General features: G+C 74.0%; 13 protein-coding genes and 1 pseudogene. 6 read left to right on the plus strand and 8 right to left on the minus strand.

From position 1 onward, the window contains the following. Positions 1–57 precede the first annotated feature (57 nt). The gene (locus OHS71_RS22770; RefSeq protein ID WP_328481204.1) at positions 58–1,530 is read left to right on the plus strand and encodes an MFS transporter; all 1,473 of its coding nucleotides are present in this window, start codon (positions 58–60) and stop codon (positions 1,528–1,530) included. 55 nt (positions 1,531–1,585) lie between these two features. On the opposite strand, the gene OHS71_RS22775 is transcribed toward OHS71_RS22770, so the two are convergent. The 3 genes from OHS71_RS22775 to murQ form a co-directional block, all read right to left on the minus strand. Then, a complete protein-coding gene (locus OHS71_RS22775; RefSeq protein ID WP_328481205.1) occupies positions 1,586–2,155 on the minus strand; it encodes a hypothetical protein in 570 nt (189 codons plus the stop codon). Positions 2,156–2,822: 667 nt separating this feature from the next. Further along, positions 2,823–4,262 carry a PTS transporter subunit EIIC gene (locus OHS71_RS22780; RefSeq protein WP_443047014.1) on the minus strand — a complete coding sequence of 480 codons (1,440 nt, stop codon included), beginning with the start codon at positions 4,260–4,262 and terminating at the stop codon, positions 2,823–2,825. A 16-nt stretch (positions 4,263–4,278) separates the two neighbouring features. Then, positions 4,279–5,214 (minus strand): N-acetylmuramic acid 6-phosphate etherase, encoded by a 936-nt coding sequence (gene murQ, locus OHS71_RS22785; protein ID WP_328481206.1) that lies wholly within the window; start codon positions 5,212–5,214, stop codon positions 4,279–4,281. Positions 5,215–5,466: 252 nt separating this feature from the next. Between murQ and OHS71_RS22790 the strand changes: the two genes are divergently transcribed. After that, on the plus strand, positions 5,467–5,850 hold the full coding sequence (locus OHS71_RS22790; RefSeq protein WP_328481207.1) for a hypothetical protein: 384 nt from the start codon (positions 5,467–5,469) through the stop codon (positions 5,848–5,850). A 7-nt stretch (positions 5,851–5,857) separates the two neighbouring features. Continuing rightward, on the plus strand, positions 5,858–6,124 hold the full coding sequence (locus tag OHS71_RS22795) for a DUF4031 domain-containing protein (protein ID WP_328481208.1): 267 nt from the start codon (positions 5,858–5,860) through the stop codon (positions 6,122–6,124). Positions 6,125–6,204: 80 nt separating this feature from the next. On the opposite strand, the pseudogene OHS71_RS22800 reads toward OHS71_RS22795, so the two are convergent. Further along, positions 6,205–6,711: pseudogene (locus tag OHS71_RS22800) on the minus strand (GNAT family N-acetyltransferase); the annotation flags it as partial. Positions 6,712–6,728: 17 nt separating this feature from the next. Beyond that, a complete protein-coding gene (locus OHS71_RS22805) occupies positions 6,729–7,373 on the minus strand; it encodes an HD domain-containing protein (protein ID WP_328481209.1) in 645 nt (214 codons plus the stop codon). A gap of 114 nt (positions 7,374–7,487) precedes the next feature. Here OHS71_RS22805 and OHS71_RS22810 point away from each other — a divergent pair, with 114 nt between their 5' ends. After that, positions 7,488–8,198: a copper homeostasis protein CutC gene (locus tag OHS71_RS22810; protein ID WP_328481210.1), complete on the plus strand. Its 711-nt coding sequence runs from the start codon at positions 7,488–7,490 to the stop codon at positions 8,196–8,198. 29 nt (positions 8,199–8,227) lie between these two features. Here OHS71_RS22810 and OHS71_RS22815 read toward each other — a convergent pair whose 3' ends face one another. Further along, a complete protein-coding gene (locus OHS71_RS22815) occupies positions 8,228–10,291 on the minus strand; it encodes a HelD family protein (RefSeq protein ID WP_328481211.1) in 2,064 nt (687 codons plus the stop codon). Positions 10,292–10,602: 311 nt separating this feature from the next. On the opposite strand from OHS71_RS22815, the gene OHS71_RS22820 reads away from it, so the two are divergent. Beyond that, the gene (locus OHS71_RS22820; RefSeq protein WP_328481212.1) at positions 10,603–10,785 is read left to right on the plus strand and encodes a hypothetical protein; all 183 of its coding nucleotides are present in this window, start codon (positions 10,603–10,605) and stop codon (positions 10,783–10,785) included. Between the two features lie 29 nt (positions 10,786–10,814). Here the strand turns inward: OHS71_RS22820 and OHS71_RS22825 are convergent, their stop codons facing one another. Beyond that, positions 10,815–12,461: a DNA repair helicase XPB gene (locus OHS71_RS22825; RefSeq protein WP_328481213.1), complete on the minus strand. Its 1,647-nt coding sequence runs from the start codon at positions 12,459–12,461 to the stop codon at positions 10,815–10,817. 161 nt (positions 12,462–12,622) lie between these two features. On the opposite strand from OHS71_RS22825, the gene OHS71_RS22830 reads away from it, so the two are divergent. Continuing rightward, on the plus strand, positions 12,623–13,177 hold the full coding sequence (locus tag OHS71_RS22830) for a hypothetical protein (protein WP_328481214.1): 555 nt from the start codon (positions 12,623–12,625) through the stop codon (positions 13,175–13,177). A 522-nt stretch (positions 13,178–13,699) separates the two neighbouring features. On the opposite strand, the gene OHS71_RS22835 is transcribed toward OHS71_RS22830, so the two are convergent. Continuing rightward, on the minus strand, positions 13,700–16,297 hold the full coding sequence (locus tag OHS71_RS22835) for a helicase C-terminal domain-containing protein (protein WP_328481215.1): 2,598 nt from the start codon (positions 16,295–16,297) through the stop codon (positions 13,700–13,702). Positions 16,298–16,443: the final 146 nt, after the last annotated feature.

Genomic DNA, 16,443 nt, shown 5'->3' on the forward strand with positions numbered 1-16,443 from the left:
AGCTTGCTTGAGTCAAGCAGTTCAAATTCCCCCGCGTGTCCCGACGGAGGCCCCGCCATGTCCGACGCCCTTGCCCGCCCCGCCGCGGCGGGAACATCCGCCCCGCCGAGGCCGAACGCCGTGGTGGCGGTACTGGCCCTGGCCGGGATCGTCGTCTCGCTGATGCAGACCCTGGTCATCCCGATCGTCCCGGAACTGCCCAAGCTGCTGCACGCGCCCGCCTCCGACACGGCCTGGGCGGTCACCGCCACGCTGCTCGCCGCCGCCGTCGCCACCCCCGTCGCGGGGCGGCTCGGGGACATGGTCGGCAAACGGCGGATGCTGCTCACCAGCATCGTGCTGCTGGTGGCCGGGTCGGTGGTCTGCGCCCTCGCCGACTCCCTCGTCCCGATGATCATCGGCCGGGCGCTCCAGGGCCTGTCGGCCGCCGTGGTGCCGCTGGGCATCAGCATCCTGCGCGACACGGTTCCCGCCGACAAGCTCGCCGGGGCGACGGCGGTGATGAGCGCCTCCCTCGGTGTCGGTGGCGCGCTCGGTCTGCCCACCGCCGCGTTCATCGCGGACAACTGGGACTGGCACATCCTCTTCTGGACCTCCGCCACCCTCGGCGTCGTCTCCTTCCTGCTCGTGCTGAGCCTCGTCCCGGAATCGCGGAACCGTGTCGGCGGCCGCTTCGACCTCGTGGGCTCGCTCGGCCTGTCGGCCGGTCTGGTCTCGCTGCTGCTCGCCGTGTCCAAGGGCGCCGACTGGGGCTGGACCTCCGCCACGACGGTGGGCCTGGGCGCCGCAGCCGTCCTGATCCTGGCCGCCTGGGGCCGGTGGGAACTGGCGGCGAAGCAGCCACTGGTCGACCTCCGCACCACCGCCAGGCCCCAGGTGCTCTTCACCAACCTCGCCTCGATCGCCCTCGGCTTCTCGATGTTCGCGATGTCCCTGGTCCTGCCGCAGCTGCTCCAGCTGCCCGAGCAGACCGGCTACGGCCTGGGCAGGTCGATGCTGACCGTCGGCCTGGTGCTGGCTCCGCAAGGCCTGGTCATGATGGTCATGTCGGCCGCGTCCGCCAAGGTCACCAAGGCCAAGGGTCCCAAGGTCACCCTGATGATCGGCGCGCTGATCGTCGCCTCCGGCTACGGCCTGAACATCCTGCTCATGTCGGAGGTCTGGCACCTGATCCTGGTCTCCTGCATCATCGGCGCCGGCGTCGGCTTCACCTACGGCGCGCTCCCGGCCCTGATCATGGGCGCGGTGGACCCCTCCCAGACGGGCGCGGCCAACAGCCTCAACACCCTGATGCGGTCCCTCGGCACCAGCTTCGCCAGCGCCATCGCCGGGGTGATTCTCGCCCAGATGACCACCGACTTCGGCGGCTACGCGCTCCCCTCGGAGAACGGCTTCAAGGTCGTCATGGCCATCGGCGCCGGAGCGGCCCTGGCCGCCTTCCTCCTCGCCACCTTCATCCCCCGGCACCGGGCGGCCGTTCCGGCGGAGCTCGCGGAGGGGGCGGACGGGGCCGTGCCGGTCGAGGCATGAGCGGCCGCCGACGAGGACTCGACCGGCGGCCGTCCGGCCGCCGGCCGGACGGCCGTCAGAGGTTGCCGAGGGGCTCGATGTCGACCTTCACCGGGGTGCCCCAGATTCGCAGCACCTCGTAGTCGGTGAACTCGTGCACCAGCCGGTAGGCCATCGCGGGCCGGGAACCGCGTCGCAGGGCGGCGATGTAGAGCTCGGCCTCACGGCGGTCCCTGCGCGGGGTCCCGCAGAGCTGCCACTCCTGCCCGTTCCACAGCTCCGCCAGCCAGCGCTGCTGGGGCTGCGGGCGGTCGGCGCGGGTGCCGTAACGGGAGGGGGCGGGGGCGGTGTACGGCGCCTGCGGGGCGGGGCCGTTGAACTCGGCGCGCCGGGCCGTGCGGCGGCGCGTCTCGCACAGCAGACACAGGTCGGGGGCCGCCTTGTCGACCGGCCCGTGCGGGTGCTCGGCGCAGCGGGTCGTGGGGGTGGCGCCGACGACGCTCTCGTCCAACAGGTCCAGCGCACGCCGCAGATCGGCCTTGACCTCGTGCAGCTTGGCGTCCGGGGTGTCGGCGGAGAGCGCGTCCCCGTGCTCACCGAGGACACGGAGGGCACGGCCGAGCGCGGTGAGCTGGGCGTGGTTCATGCTCCAAGAGTAGGCGGACACGACGCGCCGGGGACGACTCCCGTCCGCCCCGCGGTGACCCTGGGGTGCCCGGGGCACGGGTGACGCCGGGCCGCGGGTCACGGGTGACGCCGGGCCGCGGGTCACGGGTGACGCCGGGCCGCGGGTCACGGGTGACGCCGGGCCGCCGGGCCGCCGGTCACGGGTGACACCCGGTCGCCGGGTCATGAGCGACGCCGGGTCGGCCGCGGGAGTGACATGGGGCCGCTGGGGCACGGCTGCGCCGGGCCGCTGGCCATGGGTGACACCCGGCGGGTGGGTTACGGGTGACGCCGAGCCCGCCCACGGAGGACACCGGGCCGCCGTCTCACGGGCGACACCGGGCCGGCCCCGACTGACATGGGGCCGCCGGGGCACGGGTGACGCCGGGACGCCGGGTCATGAGCGACACCGGGCCGTCGGCCCACAGATGACGCCGGGCCGCCGTCTCACGGGTGACGCCGGGCCGCTGGCCATGGTGACACCCGGTCGCCGGGTCGCGGGTGACACCGGCCAACCCCCGAGTGACATGGGGCCGCCAGCCCGCGGGTGACGCCGGGCCGTCGGCCCACGGGTGACGCCGGGGCCGTCCTCGCCCCTGCGGACCGCCGACGCCGACCGGCGTGGACGGCCGGCCCGGGGCCCCGCCTCACCCCGCCTTCGCGGTCGGTGCCCCGGCTTTCGCGGCTTCCGCCGTCTCCTTCTTCGGGGGGTCGGCCGGTCGTCGTACTCCGCCGAAGGCGTAGGTCGCGGCGAAGCCGACCGTGTAGCTCGTCAGGAGGCCGCCCGCGTAGATCGCCGCCGTCAGGCCCAGGCCCCGGTTGCCCGCCAGCAGGGGGAACAGGGCCCAGCCGGACGGGCCGATCGCGGTCGTTCCCACCTTGTCGCCGAGCATCGCGAAGAAGCCGACGAAGGCGCCGCCGGCCGCGCCGCCCGCGCAGGCGGTGAGGAAGGGACGGCCCAGGGGGAGCGACACCCCGTAGATCAGAGGCTCCCCGACGCCCAGCAGCCCGGCCGGGAGCGCCGCTCTGATCGTCGTCCGGATCGACACGTCGGGCAGCCGGACGTACACCGCCACCGCCGCGCCGACCTGGCCCGCGCCCGCCATCGCCAGGACGGGCAGCAGGACCGTGTACCCCTGCTGTTCGATCAGGGTGGTGTGGACGGGGATGAGGGTTTGGTGGAGGCCCAGCATCACCAGCGGCAGGAAGAGGCCGCCGAGGACCAGCCCCGCGAAGGCGCCCGTCGTCGCCAGCAGCCAGTTCGCGGCCGCGCCGATGGCCGAGGACACCGCGCCCGCCGCGTACATCAGGCCGTACAGCGTTCCGAGCCCGGCCACCAGGACCGTGAGGGCCGGGGTGAGGAGCACGTCCAGCGCCTCCGGGACCCGGCCGCGGCACCACTTCTCGACGCGGGTCGCCAGCAGGGCCGCAGCCAGCGCGCCGAGGACCCCGCCCTGGCCGGGGGTGAGGGTCACCCCGAACGCCGTCACCTTCGCGACCCCCGGGTGGACGACGATCGCCGCGACCGCCCCGCCCAGGACCGGTGTGCCGCCGAACTCCTTCGCCGTGTTGAGCCCGACGAAGACGGCGATCAGCGCCATGAACGCGGACGCCACGGCGGCGAGGGCGGGGGTGAGGCCGGGCAGCAGACCGGTGTTGAGAAGGAGGCCGTTGACGCCTGCGAGGATCCCGCAGCCGATCAGGGCGGGGATGAGCGGGACGAACACGGCGGCCAGCCGACGCAGCCAGGACCTGAAAGGGGTCGCGTTGTTCCTGCGCCGCTCCTCCCGCAACTCGGCGCCGCGCGCGCCCAGTTCGTCGGCGGCGGACGGCCGGGCGACGAGCAGCTCGAACGCGGCCGTCACTCTCGTCACCACGCCGGGGCCGAGGACCACCTGGTACGAGCCGTCGTCCACGACGAGGCCCAGCACCCCGGGCACCGCCCGCAGCGCCTCCTCGTCCGCGCCGGACGGATCGGCGAGACCCAGCCGCAGCCGGGTCATGCAGTGGGCGACGGACGTGACGTTCGCGGGGCCGCCCACCAGGGGCAGGATCGCGGCAGCTGTGGAGGAGGAGTCGATGTGCACCCCCCGAGCGTGCGGCTCAGCCGCTCACCGCGCCGAGCGCGGCGCGCAGGTGTCCGCCGGACTCCTCCAGAAGGCGGGTGGCGGCCGGCCCGTCCACCCCGGCCAGCAGCACGAGGATCGCGTTCTTCACCTCACCACCGGTGGCGGTGAGGGCCGCCTCGACGTCCGCCGCGTCCGCCCCCGTCGCCAGTGCCACGATCCGCCGTGAACGGGCGCGCAGCTTGTCGTTCGAGGCGCGGACGTCGACCATCAGGTTCCCGTACGTCTTGCCCAGCCGGATCATCGTGATCGTCGAGATCATGTTCAGCACCAGTTTCTGCGCGGTGCCCGCCTTCAGCCGGGTGGAACCGGTGAGCAGCTCCGGACCGACCACGACCTCGATCGGGTGCTCGGCGGCGGCGGCCAGCGCACTGCCCGCGTTGCAGGACAGCCCGACGGTCAGGGCGCCGCGCGCCCGCGCGTAGCGGACGGCGCCGACGGCGTACGGGGTGCGGCCGGAGGCGGAGACGCCGACCACGGTGTCGTCGGGGGTGAGCGTGAGGGCGGCCAGGTCCGCTTCGGCGAGTTCTGCCGAGTCCTCGGCGCCCTCGACGGAGGTCACCAGGGCCGTCGGACCGCCCGCGATGAGCCCGACGACCTGGCCGGGCGCGGTGTCGAAGGTCGGCGGGCACTCGGAGGCGTCGAGCACGCCGAGCCGTCCGGCGGTGCCCGCACCGGCGTAGACCAGTCGCCCGCCGCGCGCCATGCGGGCCGCGACGGCGTCGACGACGGCGGCGATCTGCGGCAGCCGCGCGCCGACGGAGGCGGGGACGGCGGCGTCCTCCCCGTTCATGAGACGGGCGATGTCGAGGGTGGGGAGACGGTCGATCTCGGCGAGTTCCGGGCGGAACGCCTCGGTGGTGAGGGATTCGAGCGTGGTGCGCAGCTCAAGGGGATCGGGGCGGGAGGTCATCGGGAACGGCTCCTTCCGGTGGGGTCCGGGCAGTGGTCGGCACCGCGGGGGCCCGCCGATGAGGCTACGTTCCATGGGGCGCGTGCTCGGCCTGCCGGTGCCGCCACGGCCGGCTGGTGTCCCTGTGATCCACCGGCCCGGTGGACCGACGTCTGGTCCGATGCGGCCGACGTCGCCGCGCCTGTCGCCCACGAACAGGGCCTTCGACCACCTCTTTTCGGACTCGGGGTCACGAGTGCGCACAATGGGGGGATGGATCCCATCAGCCCCCTGGAACAGGCGTTGCACGCGGCACGCGCCCTCGTGCTGGCCGATCTTGCCTCGGGCGACGTCGCCGCGGCGGACGTGGTGTCGTTGGTCGAGGACTCCGTCGTGCAGCGGCGCTGGTGGGTGGAGCAGTGGCCGGACGGCGTGACGTACGTGGCGGGACTGATCGCGCAGGACGTGCAGGACGCGCTGCTGGAGCGGTACGGACGCTGGCCCCTCTGCCCGGTCTGCGGATCCGGTGATCCGCACGCGCTGGAGGTGGAGCCCGAACTCGGGCCCGACCCGCACTGGGTGTGCCACCAGGCGGGCGTGAAGGTCGCGTCGGTGGGCTCGCTGGGCTCGGCCATGGGAGGCGCGTCGTCCTCGTGAGGCTCTCGTGACCGTCTACATCGACCCACCGGACTGGCCGGGGCACGGCCGTATGTGGTCCCACCTCGTCAGTGACGTCTCCTACGCCGAACTCCAGTCGTTCGCCGACGGGTTGGGCGTGCCGCGGCGCGCCTTCGAGCGCGATCACTACGACATCCCCTCGCACCGCTACGCCGAGGTGGTGGCGGCCGGCGCGGTCCAGGTGAGCAGCCGCGAGGTGGTCCGCCTGCTGACGGCGGCCGGTCTGCGCAGACGCAAGGGCGGCGGCACGTAGGGGAGGGAGGAACGGGGCGGCCCGACCGGCCGGGCAACGGCGAGGCGTGGCTCCCCCTGGGCCCGGGTCCCTCGGGCGGGCTAGGTCCGGGGGCGGATCGGGTGGGAATCGCCGCGGAGTTCGTACGCGTCCTCCTTGTCGCCCTCGCCGACCCTGACGAAACCGGACCGTTCCAGCACTCCCCGGGAGGGGGCGTTGACGTGCTCGACGACCGCGAAGAGGCGTCGTACGTCGGGCCTCGCCAGCGCCCATCCGGCCAGCGCGCGCAGCGCCTCCGTCGCGTAGCCGTGGCCGCGGGCCGCCTCGACGAGGTCGTAGCCGATCTCCGTACGCCCGTCCTCGTCCGGAGCCGCGTGGAAGCACATGCTGCCGACCGCCCGGCCGTCCTCCCGCCGTACGAGGACGTACATGCCGAACTCCGGCCGGTGCACACCGGACACGTACGCCCGCACCATCATCCCGGCGGCGTCCCGTGTCCCCTCGAACGGTGCGCCGCCGAGCCACTCGAAGCCTCCGCCGCCGCCCGCCCGCAGTCCGGCGGCGGCGCTGGGCGTGACGCCCTCCAGGGTGAGGCGTCCGGCGGGGATGCGCGGGGTGGGGGCGGTCACGACGTGAGCAGTTCCAGTTCGCCCCGCAGGTTGTAGCGGGCCGTGGCCTCCCACCGCTCGCTGCCGTAGGGCGTCCTGAACAGCCGCGGCAGCGCCAGGAGTCGGCGCAGGATGTCCGCGCGGCCGGTGCGGAAGGCGTCGCTCGGGACGAAGTGGTACTCCTCGCGGACGGCGGCGGTGTAGGCGGCGTACGCGGTCGGCGGCGCGGCGAGGACCGCCAGGTCGGCGTCGCACAGGACCTGCCCGTCGAGGTCGTCGTCGGCCGGATCGTGGGTGACGGTGAGCCGCACGAGCCTCGCGACCTCGGCGGTCCGTTCCGGCGTGACCCCGGCCTCGGGCAGGGCGCGCTCGGCGAGGCGGGCGGAGCGTTCCTCGTTCTCGGAGCGGTCGGGCAGGTAGACGGCGTCGTGGAACCAGGCGGCCAGCCGGACGACGTCGGGGTCGGCCGCGTGCCCCGCGAGGACGTCGATGCGGTCCAGGACCTCGGTGAGGTGCGTGAGCGTGTGGTAGCGGCGCTGCGGCTCCTGCCAGCGGGCGAGGAGGTCGTCGGAGTACGGCGCAGGGTCGGGGCCGTCGGCCGGGCCCCGGGTCCTGTCCAGGGTGTGGCTGAAACGGGTGCGCAGGGCGTCGAGATCGGCCATGGCCCCATTGTCGCGCGTACGGGCGGGGTTCTCCGGCGTATTCTTGAATTGGACTAGACCTGTAGCCGCCCGAAGAAGCCGTTCAAGCCGTTGAACGCCGACGAATGGGGTCCCATGAGCAAGCGTGCAGTTCTGGAGGTGATCGCCCTCGACGTCGAGGACGCGGTCGCCGCCCAGGCCGGAGGCGCGGACCGCCTCGAGCTCGTCACCGACATGGCCGCCGACGGACTCACCCCGCCGGTGGCCGTCCTCACCGGGATCCGGGCCGCCGTGGACCTCTCCCTGCGCGTGATGCTGAGACGCTCCGAAGGCTTCGCGGCGGGAACCGCGCGGGACGTCGACTCCCTCGTGCGGCTGGCGGCCGAGCTGCGGGCGGCCGGCGCGGACCAGTTCGTCCTGGGGTTCCTGGACGCCGGGGGCGGGGTGGACCTGGCCGCGGTGGAGCGGGTCGTCACCGAGCTGGACGGCTGCCGCTGGACCTTCCACCGCGCCCTCGACCACGCCGCCGACCGCGACGCCCTGCGCAAGCAGTTGGACGGCCTGCCCGGACTGGACACCTACCTCACGGCCGGTTCCGCCACCGGCGTCGACGACGGCCTGCCCACCCTCCTCGCGGAGGCGGCACGGCACGGGGAACAGGGCTACGAGCAGCGGCTCCTCGTGGGGGGCGGCCTGCGCCTCGACCATGTGCCGGTGCTGAGGGCCGGCGGCATCGACGCCTTCCACATCGGCGGCGCCGCCCGCCCCGACGGCTGGTCCGGCCCCGTGTCGGCGCGGGCCGTGGCGAGGTGGCGGCGGGCGGTGGACGGCGAGCCGGCCGGGTAGCCCGCGCCCGACAATCCGGCCGCCGGCCGTCAGCCGAGCTGGGACGGCAGCGCGGCCGTGTGGGTCACGATCAGGCCGGACACCGCCCGGGTCAGTGCCACGTAGAGCCGGCGCAGCCCCGTCCGCTCGTCCGGCTCGCCGTCGACCACCGCCCGCGGTTCGTCCAGGACGACGTAGTCGTACTCCAGGCCCTTGGCCAGGGAGGCCGGGACCAGGGTGAGGCGGGTCTCGGCCGTCGTCTCCTCGCCCGGCGACAGGTGGCCGATGCCCGCCGTGGTCAGCGCCTCGGCGAGGGCCGGGATCCGCGCATCGGCCGCGATCAGGCCCGTCGAGCCCTCGTTGCGCAGCAACTCCTCGCAGGCCGCGATGACTTCGGCGTCACCGGTGACCGGCCGGAGGTCGAAGAAGCCGGGGTTCTCACGGACCGAGGCGACGGGCGTGAGGCCCGGTGCGATCGACGGGAGCAGCCGGGAGGCGTAGGTGATGACGTCCGTCGGCACCCGGAAACCGGCCGTCAGCTCCTCGATCACCGCGTCGGCCTTGCCGAGATGGGTGAGGGCCTCCTCCCAGCTCCGGGTCGCCCAGGGGGTGGTGCCCTGCGCCAGGTCGCCCAGCACCGTCGCGGAACCCGTGGTGCAGCGGCGCCCGACCGCCCGGTACTGCATGGGGGACAGGTCCTGCGCCTCGTCCAGGACCACATGGCCCAGCGAGTGCGTGCGCTCCACAATGTCGGTCGCCTCGTCGATCAGCACCGCGTCCGCCGCCGACCACCTGGCCGACTTCACCGAGCGCACCGGCTTCGCCCACAGGATCGTCTTCTGCTCGCCCTCGCTCAGTACCCCCGCCGCGTGCTCGGCGAGGAACTCCCCGTCCGTGAGCAGCCGGAGCACCAGTTTCGCCGGATCGACGGCCGGCCAGACCGCCTTCACGACCGCCTTCACCGCGCTGTTGCGGGCGACGGCGTCCTGCACCCGGTCGTCGGGAGCCTCCCCCGAGCGCTCCATCTGCACCAGGATCGCGTGCGCGATGCGCTGCGGCAGCGCGGCACGGGCGGCGCCGTAACGGATGTCCCGGTCCAGCAGCTCCCGCACCATCTCCTCGATCTCGTACGCCGGAAGCCGCCACCGCCGGGAGCCCCGCACGACGACGAGCGGTTCGCCCGGCATGCCGACATGCGCGTAGACGGCCCGGCGCAGCACCTCGGCCATCCTCGCGTCACCCTTGACGACCGCCGCCGCCGCGTCGTCCGTGCCCCGCACCTCCACATGCGCCACCAGGTCGTCGACCGTGCCCTGGCGGACCGTCAGCTCACCCAGCGCGGGCAGCACCTGCTCGATGTAGCTGAGGAAGGACTTGTTCGGTCCGATCACCAGCGTGCCGGTGCGGGCGAGCCGCTCGCGGTGGGCGTAGAGCAGATACGCCACCCGGTGCAGGCCGACGGCCGTCTTCCCGGTCCCCGGCCCTCCCTGGACACAGACCGTCCCGCCCAGCCCGCTGCGGACGATCTCGTCCTGCTCGGGCTGGATCGTCGCGACGATGTCGCGCATCGGCCCGACACGAGGCCGCTCGATCTCCCGCTGGAGCAGCTTGCTGGTCCGCTCCGTCTCCGCCGGATCCGACAGGTGCTCGTCCTCGTACGCGGTGAGGTCGCCGCCGGTGTAACCGAAGCGGCGGCGCAGCCCGACGTCCATCGGGTCCTTCTTCGAGGCCCGGTAGAACGGCTGCGAGACCGGCGCACGCCAGTCGATGACCATCGGATCACCGTCACCGTCGTGCACATGCCGACGTCCGATGTAGAACTGCTCCCCCTCCGCGCCCTCCGCCCGGTCGGCGCCGGGGGCGTGCAGGTAGTCGAGCCGGCCGAAGAACAGAGGGGTGTGGCTGAGGTCGGCGAGCGCCTTGATGCGCTCCCCGATCTGGCGCTCCAGGATCTGCGCGTTGACCCAGTTCGCGGTGACGTCGCTGATGTCGAGGGCCTCGACGTCCTCGCGCATGGCCCGCAGGGCGCCCCGGGAGGAGGCGAGGTGGGCGCGTTCGCGGGCGAGCGGATCGTCGTCGACGCGTGGGGACGACGACGTGGACGGCGTGGACAAGGGGGTGCCTCCGGGCCGGCTGAGGGGCTGCTGCGGTGAGGCCGCCCGGTTTCCGTCCGGGCGGCGGCGCTCCGGCGAGGGAGGCGGGCAAGAGCGAGGATTCTAGGTGAAGGGGGGACGGGCGTGCCAACGCATTTGTCCGGGAGCCCCCGGCGCAAGCCGCCCGGGTGTCCACCTGGACCCCGCCCACCCCTAGCCCGCGACCCCCGTCCCGTAGGGGAGACCCCCTCCCACAGGGGTACCGGAGGAGTACGCCGAAAGGGGACCTGGGACCGATGCCCGCTTTATGCCCCGTCTCCCATCATGGAGACATGAGTGCAGCGACCTTCACCCCGGCCCCCGGTCGCCCGTCAGGAGCGACCCCCCTGTCCGACGGACACCGCCACCGCCTCGGCGACGCCCTGCGCGCCGTGAAGGTCTTCGCGGGCGCCGCCTTCGACGTGATCATCCTCGGCGAGTACGGCGAGGAAGCCGGAGTCCACCGCCGCAGGTGACCGACCGCGGCGGGCGACCCCGGCGGGGCTCAGGCCTCCTCCGCCAGCAGCTCGTCCGCGTCCATGATCCGGTACGCGTAGCCCTGCTCCGCCAGGAAGCGCTGGCGGTGCGCCGCGAAGTCCTGGTCGAGGGTGTCCCGCGCCACCACCGAGTAGAAGTGGGCCTGGTGGCCGTCCGCCTTGGGGCGCAGCACACGACCGAGGCGCTGGGCCTCCTCCTGACGGGAACCGAAGGTGCCCGAGACCTGGACGGCGACCGTCGCCTCCGGCAGGTCGATCGAGAAGTTCGCCACCTTGGACACCACCAGCACGCTGATCTCACCCTCCCGGAAGGCGTCGAACAGCTTCTCCCGCTGGGCGTTGGAGGTCTCGCCCTTGATCACCGGGGCGCCCAGGTGTTCGCCCAGCTCGTCCAGCTGGTCGATGTACTGGCCGATGACGAGGATCTGCTGCCCCGCGAAACGGCGGACGATCGCCTCCGTCACCTTCCGCTTCGTCGCCGTCGTCGCACAGAAGCGGTACTTCTCCTCCGCCTCGGCGGTCGCGTACGCCAGCCGCTCCGAGTCCGTCAGGTTCACCCGGACCTCGACGCAGTCCGCGGGCGCGATGTAGCCCTGCGCCTCGATCTCCTTCCACGGCGCGTCGAACCGCTTCGGCCCGATCAGCGAGAACACGTCCGACTCGCGGCCGTCCTCGCGGACCAGGGTCGCGGTCAGACCGAGGCGCCGACGCGCCTGGAGATCCGCCGTGAACTTGAAGACCGGCGCCGGCAGCAGGTGCACCTCGTCGTAGAGGATCAGCCCCCAGTCCCGGGAGTCGAACAGCTCCAGGTGCGGGTAGACGCCCTTCCGCCGGGTCGTCAGCACCTGGTACGTGGCGATGGTGACGGGCCGGATCTCCTTGCGCGTCCCGCTGTACTCGCCGATCTCCTCCTCGGTCAGCGACGTCCGCTTCACCAGCTCGTGCTTCCACTGCCGCGCCGAGACCGTGTTCGTGACGAGGATCAGCGTGGTCGACTTCGCCTGGGCCATCGCCCCGGCGCCGACAAGGGTCTTGCCCGCACCGCACGGCAGGACCACGACGCCGCTGCCGCCGTGCCAGAAGTTCTCCACCGCCTGCTTCTGGTACGGCCTGAGCGCCCAGCCGTCCTCGGCCAGCTCGATCGGGTGCGCCTCGCCGTCGACGTACCCCGCGAGGTCCTCGGCCGGCCAGCCCAGCTTCAGCAGCGTCTGCTTGATCTGCCCGCGCTCGGAGGGGTGCACGGCGACACTGTCCGGATCGATCCGGACGCCGACCAGCGGAGCGACCCGCTTGGAGCGCAGGATCTCCTCCAGCACCGGCCGGTCGGTGGTGGTGAGCACCAGCCCGTGCGCGGGGTGCTTGCTCAGGGTCAGCCGGCCGTAGCGATCCATCGTCTCGGCGATGTCGACGAGCAGCGCGTGCGGCACCGGGTAACGGCTGTACTGCACCAGCGCGTCCACGACCTGTTCGGCGTCGTGCCCGGCCGCCCGGGCGTTCCACAGGCCCAGCGGCGTCAACCGGTAGGTGTGGATGTGCTCCGGCGCCCGCTCCAGCTCCGCGAACGGTGCGATGGCACGACGGCACTCGTCCGCCTGCTCGTGGTCGACTTCCAGGAGCAGAGTCTTGTCCGACTGGACGATCAGCGGTCCATTCACGTACGCCATCCCTTTCGCACGGGCCAAACCTCCAGTGTGCCGTACGCCGTCCTCATACGGTGGTCCGCTGCCTCCCGGGGCCCCCGCGCAACCCTGTCCGCCCTTTGCGTGTCTGACCCGGGGAGCAGCGCGATGGGCGCGACGCGGTGGGGAGTCACGGTATGTCGGTCCTGTCGTTCCGCAGGGGCGCGGTCGGTGTGGGAGCCGCGGCGGTGCTGGCGGCCACCGGTACCTGGGTCATGTGGCCCGGGGGCATCGACGGTCGGCTGTGGGGCGAGGTACGGCCGGTGATCGAGGCCAGGATCGCGGCAGAGTCGCACGGCAGCGGCTACGGCGGGAGCGTGCCCGCGATCGAGGCGCGCTGGTTCTGCCAGGCGAAGGCGCTCGAACTGGAGCGGCACGGGGACGAGGTGCGGGCCGGCGTCAACGCGCTGTGCGTCCGCTACGGGGTGCGGGACGACATCCTGGTGGAGTGCGGTGCCGGGCAGTACCCGCAGGTGGTGCGCCTGGAGCGGGACGAGGCGGCCGCCGGGGGCTACCGGGTCGTGGCCCGGGAGGAACCGCCGGACGGCGACGGCTACGGGCGCTGGACGGATTCCCACTTCGGGGTCTTCACCAGGTCGTCCCTCCATCATCCGATGTCGTCCCGGGCCCTGGAGGCCACGGCCCGCGCCCACTTCGGCCTGCCGGCGGACGCGGGCGTCGGCGAATGCTGAACAGCCGGCCTCCGGCCGCCCGCCGTCCGTCCCCTGGACCGACGTGCAGGGCGGCCGGCGGTCAGCGTCAGGCGCCCCCCGGGCCCGACGCCCCACCGGCCAGACGATCGTGAGCCCGGCGGCCACGGCTCCGGTCCCCCCGGTCAGGTGGCTGCGGGGCACGGCTGTGAGTCCGGGGCCCGTCGGTCCGGTGGCCGTCAGAGTTCCGGCGGCTATGGGTCCCGTGCCTCCCGGTCAGGTGGCTGCGGGGCACGGCTGTGAGTCCGGCGCGCCCTCGGTCGGCGGCCTTCAGAGTTTCGGCGGCCACGGGCCCGGCGCCCGTCGGTCCGGCGGCCGTCAGAGTTCCGGCGGCTGCGGGTTCCGTGTCCCCCGGTCAGGCCGCTGTGATCCGGCGCCTGACGGTCGGGCGGTCGTCAGAGTTCCGGCGGTCATGGGTCCGGTGCCCACCGGTCAGGCGCCCACCGGTCAGCGGCTGCGGTCAGGCGGCCGTCGGTCCCGTGGGCGGGGCAGCCCGGGAAGGGGTCAGTCATCCACCAGTTCGGAGACGCCTGTGATCCGGTGCAGCGGGTACGTGCGGACCTCGTCGGCCGTGTGGTCGTAGGCCGTCACGAAGCCGCCCTCCACCCGGACCGGGGCGATGACGCGCTGGCTTGCGGTCCCCTCCGCGTTGACGTAGCCGATCCACAGGGCCTCGCCGGTGAGGACGGCGGCCTGCATGGTGGCCAGCGTCTCGGCCGAGCTGGTCCGGGGAAGTTCGCCGGGGGCGAGGCGGGCGGCGTCCTCCGTCGGTTTGCGGGGGGCCGTGGCGGCCAGGTCACCGGCCCGGATCGCGCGGATCGCCGCGCCGAGAAGCGTCGTGTCGGGCACCGGCGGGCCGTCCGGCACCGGCTCCGGAGCCGTGCGCGGCGGCGTGCGATGGGCGTGGGCACGGGTGATCAGGACATCCCCCTCGGCGGACTCGGCAGCCGGCGCGAAGCCCATCGCCCGCAGACCGTCGAGCAGAGCCCCCGGGTCGGCCTGGGCCGCGAGCACCGTCGGGGCCAGCCGGCGCAGGCGCAGGCCGGCGGCGCGCTTGTCGGCGAGGATCTCGTTCAGCAGAGCGTCGTCGTCGCAACGGACGTAGGCCGAGGCCGCGCCCACCCGGAGATGACCGTGCCGACGGGCCACGTCGTCGATCAGATACGCCAGCGGCTGCGGCACCGGCGTACGGGAGTGCTCGGCGAGGAAGGCTTGCAGGTCGGAGGCGCTGCGGCCGGCGTCCAGGGCGCGGCGCACCGAACCGGGCGTGAAGCGGTAGACGGTCGCCCCGCCCTTGGACTCGACGTCCGCGAGGACGCTGAGCACATCGGCCAGCGGGCGCCGCAACGGGCCGGGCGCGACCGCGGTCAGGTCGGCCTGGAGCAGGACGTGGTCCAGCGGCTCGGGGAGGAGCGGGGTGAGCAGACGGGCGGCGGCCGCGGTGGCCACAGCCTGCTCGGGAGCCGAGAGCGGCGCGGCAGGGCCGGCGGAGACGGGACGGTGGTGCGCGGGCAGCTTGTCGCCGGGCCCGGTCGGGCCGTCCCCAGCGCCGGTGGCGGCGGCGGCCGGTTTAGCCGCTGACCGCGCCCCAAGCAGAGCCCGCCCGTGCGACGACAGCGCGCCCCGGCCGGTCACACCCAGCAGTTCGGCCTCCGTCAGGGTCCAGCGGGCCAGCCGGGAGCGCAGGTCGTCGTCGCCCTGGGCGCCCTGGGCTGCGGAACCCTGAGGAAGCTGCTGACCCTGCGGCCCGCGCAGCGGGCGCTCCCAGCGCAGCCGGGCCAGCACCGCTTCCGCGTCCGGTGCGGCGCCCTCGGGCAGGCCGGCCAGCAGGGTCAGCACCCGGTGTCGCACCTCGGGCGCCGCCGACCGGTCCAGGCCCGGCCCCAGCGCCGACAGCGCCCGCTCCTTGAGATCCCGGCCGCCGACCACCCCGGACGTCCGGGTCGCCGTCAGCCACGCCTGCGCGAGCTGCGCCCACCGGTCGGCGGGCGGACGCTCCAGCCACTCGTCGTACTCGGGGGTCGCCGCGTACCGCTCGTCGGCCTCGCCGTCGGAGGCCAGCAGCCCGGCCGCGTACGCCAACTCGACCCAGAACGCGGCCATCGGCTCGGACACGTCGAGGGCGACGGCCGTCCGCTTGAGGTCCCGCACGCTCAGCCCACCGGCCCGCAGGACGGCGGGCCCGCCCTCGTGCCAGTCCTTCAGCAGCTCCTCCACGGTCGTCAGCGCCGTGTACGCCTGACCGGCCGCCGTCGCGTCCACCACCTGGGGACGATGGGCGACCAGCGCCTCGACGGTGGGCGGCACGGGTTCCGGCGTGCGGTGGGCCCGGCCCTCGCGCAGATGCAGGGCGACCTCGCGGGGGAGTACGACGGTGCCGGGCGCCGTCGGCAGCAGCAGCCCGCGATCGAGCAGCCAGCGCAGGCGCGCCGCCGGGTCCGCCGTGACCTGCCCGTACGGCGGCCCCCACATCAGCCGCCTCAGCACGTCGACGGAGTCGGCGGGCGCCTTCGCGAGCAGCGCGGCCATCTTCCTGCGATGGGTGAACAGGGAGGTGAGCGCGCCGACGGCGGACACCGAGTCGTGCGTGGAGGGCAGCCCGGCCGTCGTCACGAGCTCCTGGATCCGGCCCGGTGACATGCCCGCGGTCGCCTCTCGGACGCTCGGCCCGAGCCCTGTCGGGGACGGGTGCTGGGCGGACGGCGCGAGCAGTTCACGGGCGGTCCGCACGAGACGGAGGCTGCCTTCGTCTCCCCAGACCAGGGCCTGTTCCCGCAGGGCCGCGAGGGCGCCGGGCAGCGCGTCGGCGACGGCCGGGTCGCGCGCGTCGCCCGCCATCAGCCCGAGCAGCTCGTCGTACGTCGCCGGGTCGCCGGCCACGGCCAGCGCCTCCGCGGTCTGGAGGGCGAACCGGTCGAGCCGCTCCAGCGCGCGGACGACGGAGGCGCGGGTGCCCGCCCGGGTGGCGAGCTGGGTGAGGTCGGTGGGGACCGGGGTGATGAGGTCGGGGCGGGCGCGCAGCAGCGCGGCCAGGGAAGCGTCGTCCCGGGCGCGGAGCGCTGCCGCCAGGGAGCGGGGGGCGCGCTGGTCCTCGGTGCTCATCTTGCCCACGGTAGCGGTTGGCGCCCTCCGGGGGCTGCGCCCCCGGACCCCCGCGTCGGCCCTGAAAGGGCCTCGTCCTCAATCGCCGGACGGGCTGACAGGTACGGGCCGACGCCGCATCGCGGGCCGGGCAGGGCTGACGGGTG

Origin of the sequence: Streptomyces sp. NBC_00377 (assembly GCF_036075115.1) — a bacterium.
In the GTDB taxonomy this organism is placed as follows: domain Bacteria; phylum Actinomycetota; class Actinomycetes; order Streptomycetales; family Streptomycetaceae; genus Streptomyces.

Excerpts from the sequence above, each read along its gene's own strand:
- OHS71_RS22770 (WP_328481204.1), top strand. The coding sequence starts at position 58 with ATGTCCGACGCCCTTGCCCGCCCCGCCGCGGCGGGAACATCCGCCCCG.
- OHS71_RS22775 (WP_328481205.1), bottom strand. The coding sequence starts at position 2,155 with ATGAACCACGCCCAGCTCACCGCGCTCGGCCGTGCCCTCCGTGTCCTC.
- OHS71_RS22820 (WP_328481212.1), top strand. The coding sequence starts at position 10,603 with ATGAGTGCAGCGACCTTCACCCCGGCCCCCGGTCGCCCGTCAGGAGCG.
- OHS71_RS22805 (WP_328481209.1), bottom strand. The coding sequence starts at position 7,373 with ATGGCCGATCTCGACGCCCTGCGCACCCGTTTCAGCCACACCCTGGAC.
- OHS71_RS22790 (WP_328481207.1), top strand. The coding sequence starts at position 5,467 with ATGGATCCCATCAGCCCCCTGGAACAGGCGTTGCACGCGGCACGCGCC.
- murQ (WP_328481206.1), bottom strand. The coding sequence starts at position 5,214 with ATGACCTCCCGCCCCGATCCCCTTGAGCTGCGCACCACGCTCGAATCC.
- OHS71_RS22810 (WP_328481210.1), top strand. The coding sequence starts at position 7,488 with ATGAGCAAGCGTGCAGTTCTGGAGGTGATCGCCCTCGACGTCGAGGAC.
- OHS71_RS22835 (WP_328481215.1), bottom strand. The coding sequence starts at position 16,297 with ATGAGCACCGAGGACCAGCGCGCCCCCCGCTCCCTGGCGGCAGCGCTC.
- OHS71_RS22830 (WP_328481214.1), top strand. The coding sequence starts at position 12,623 with ATGTCGGTCCTGTCGTTCCGCAGGGGCGCGGTCGGTGTGGGAGCCGCG.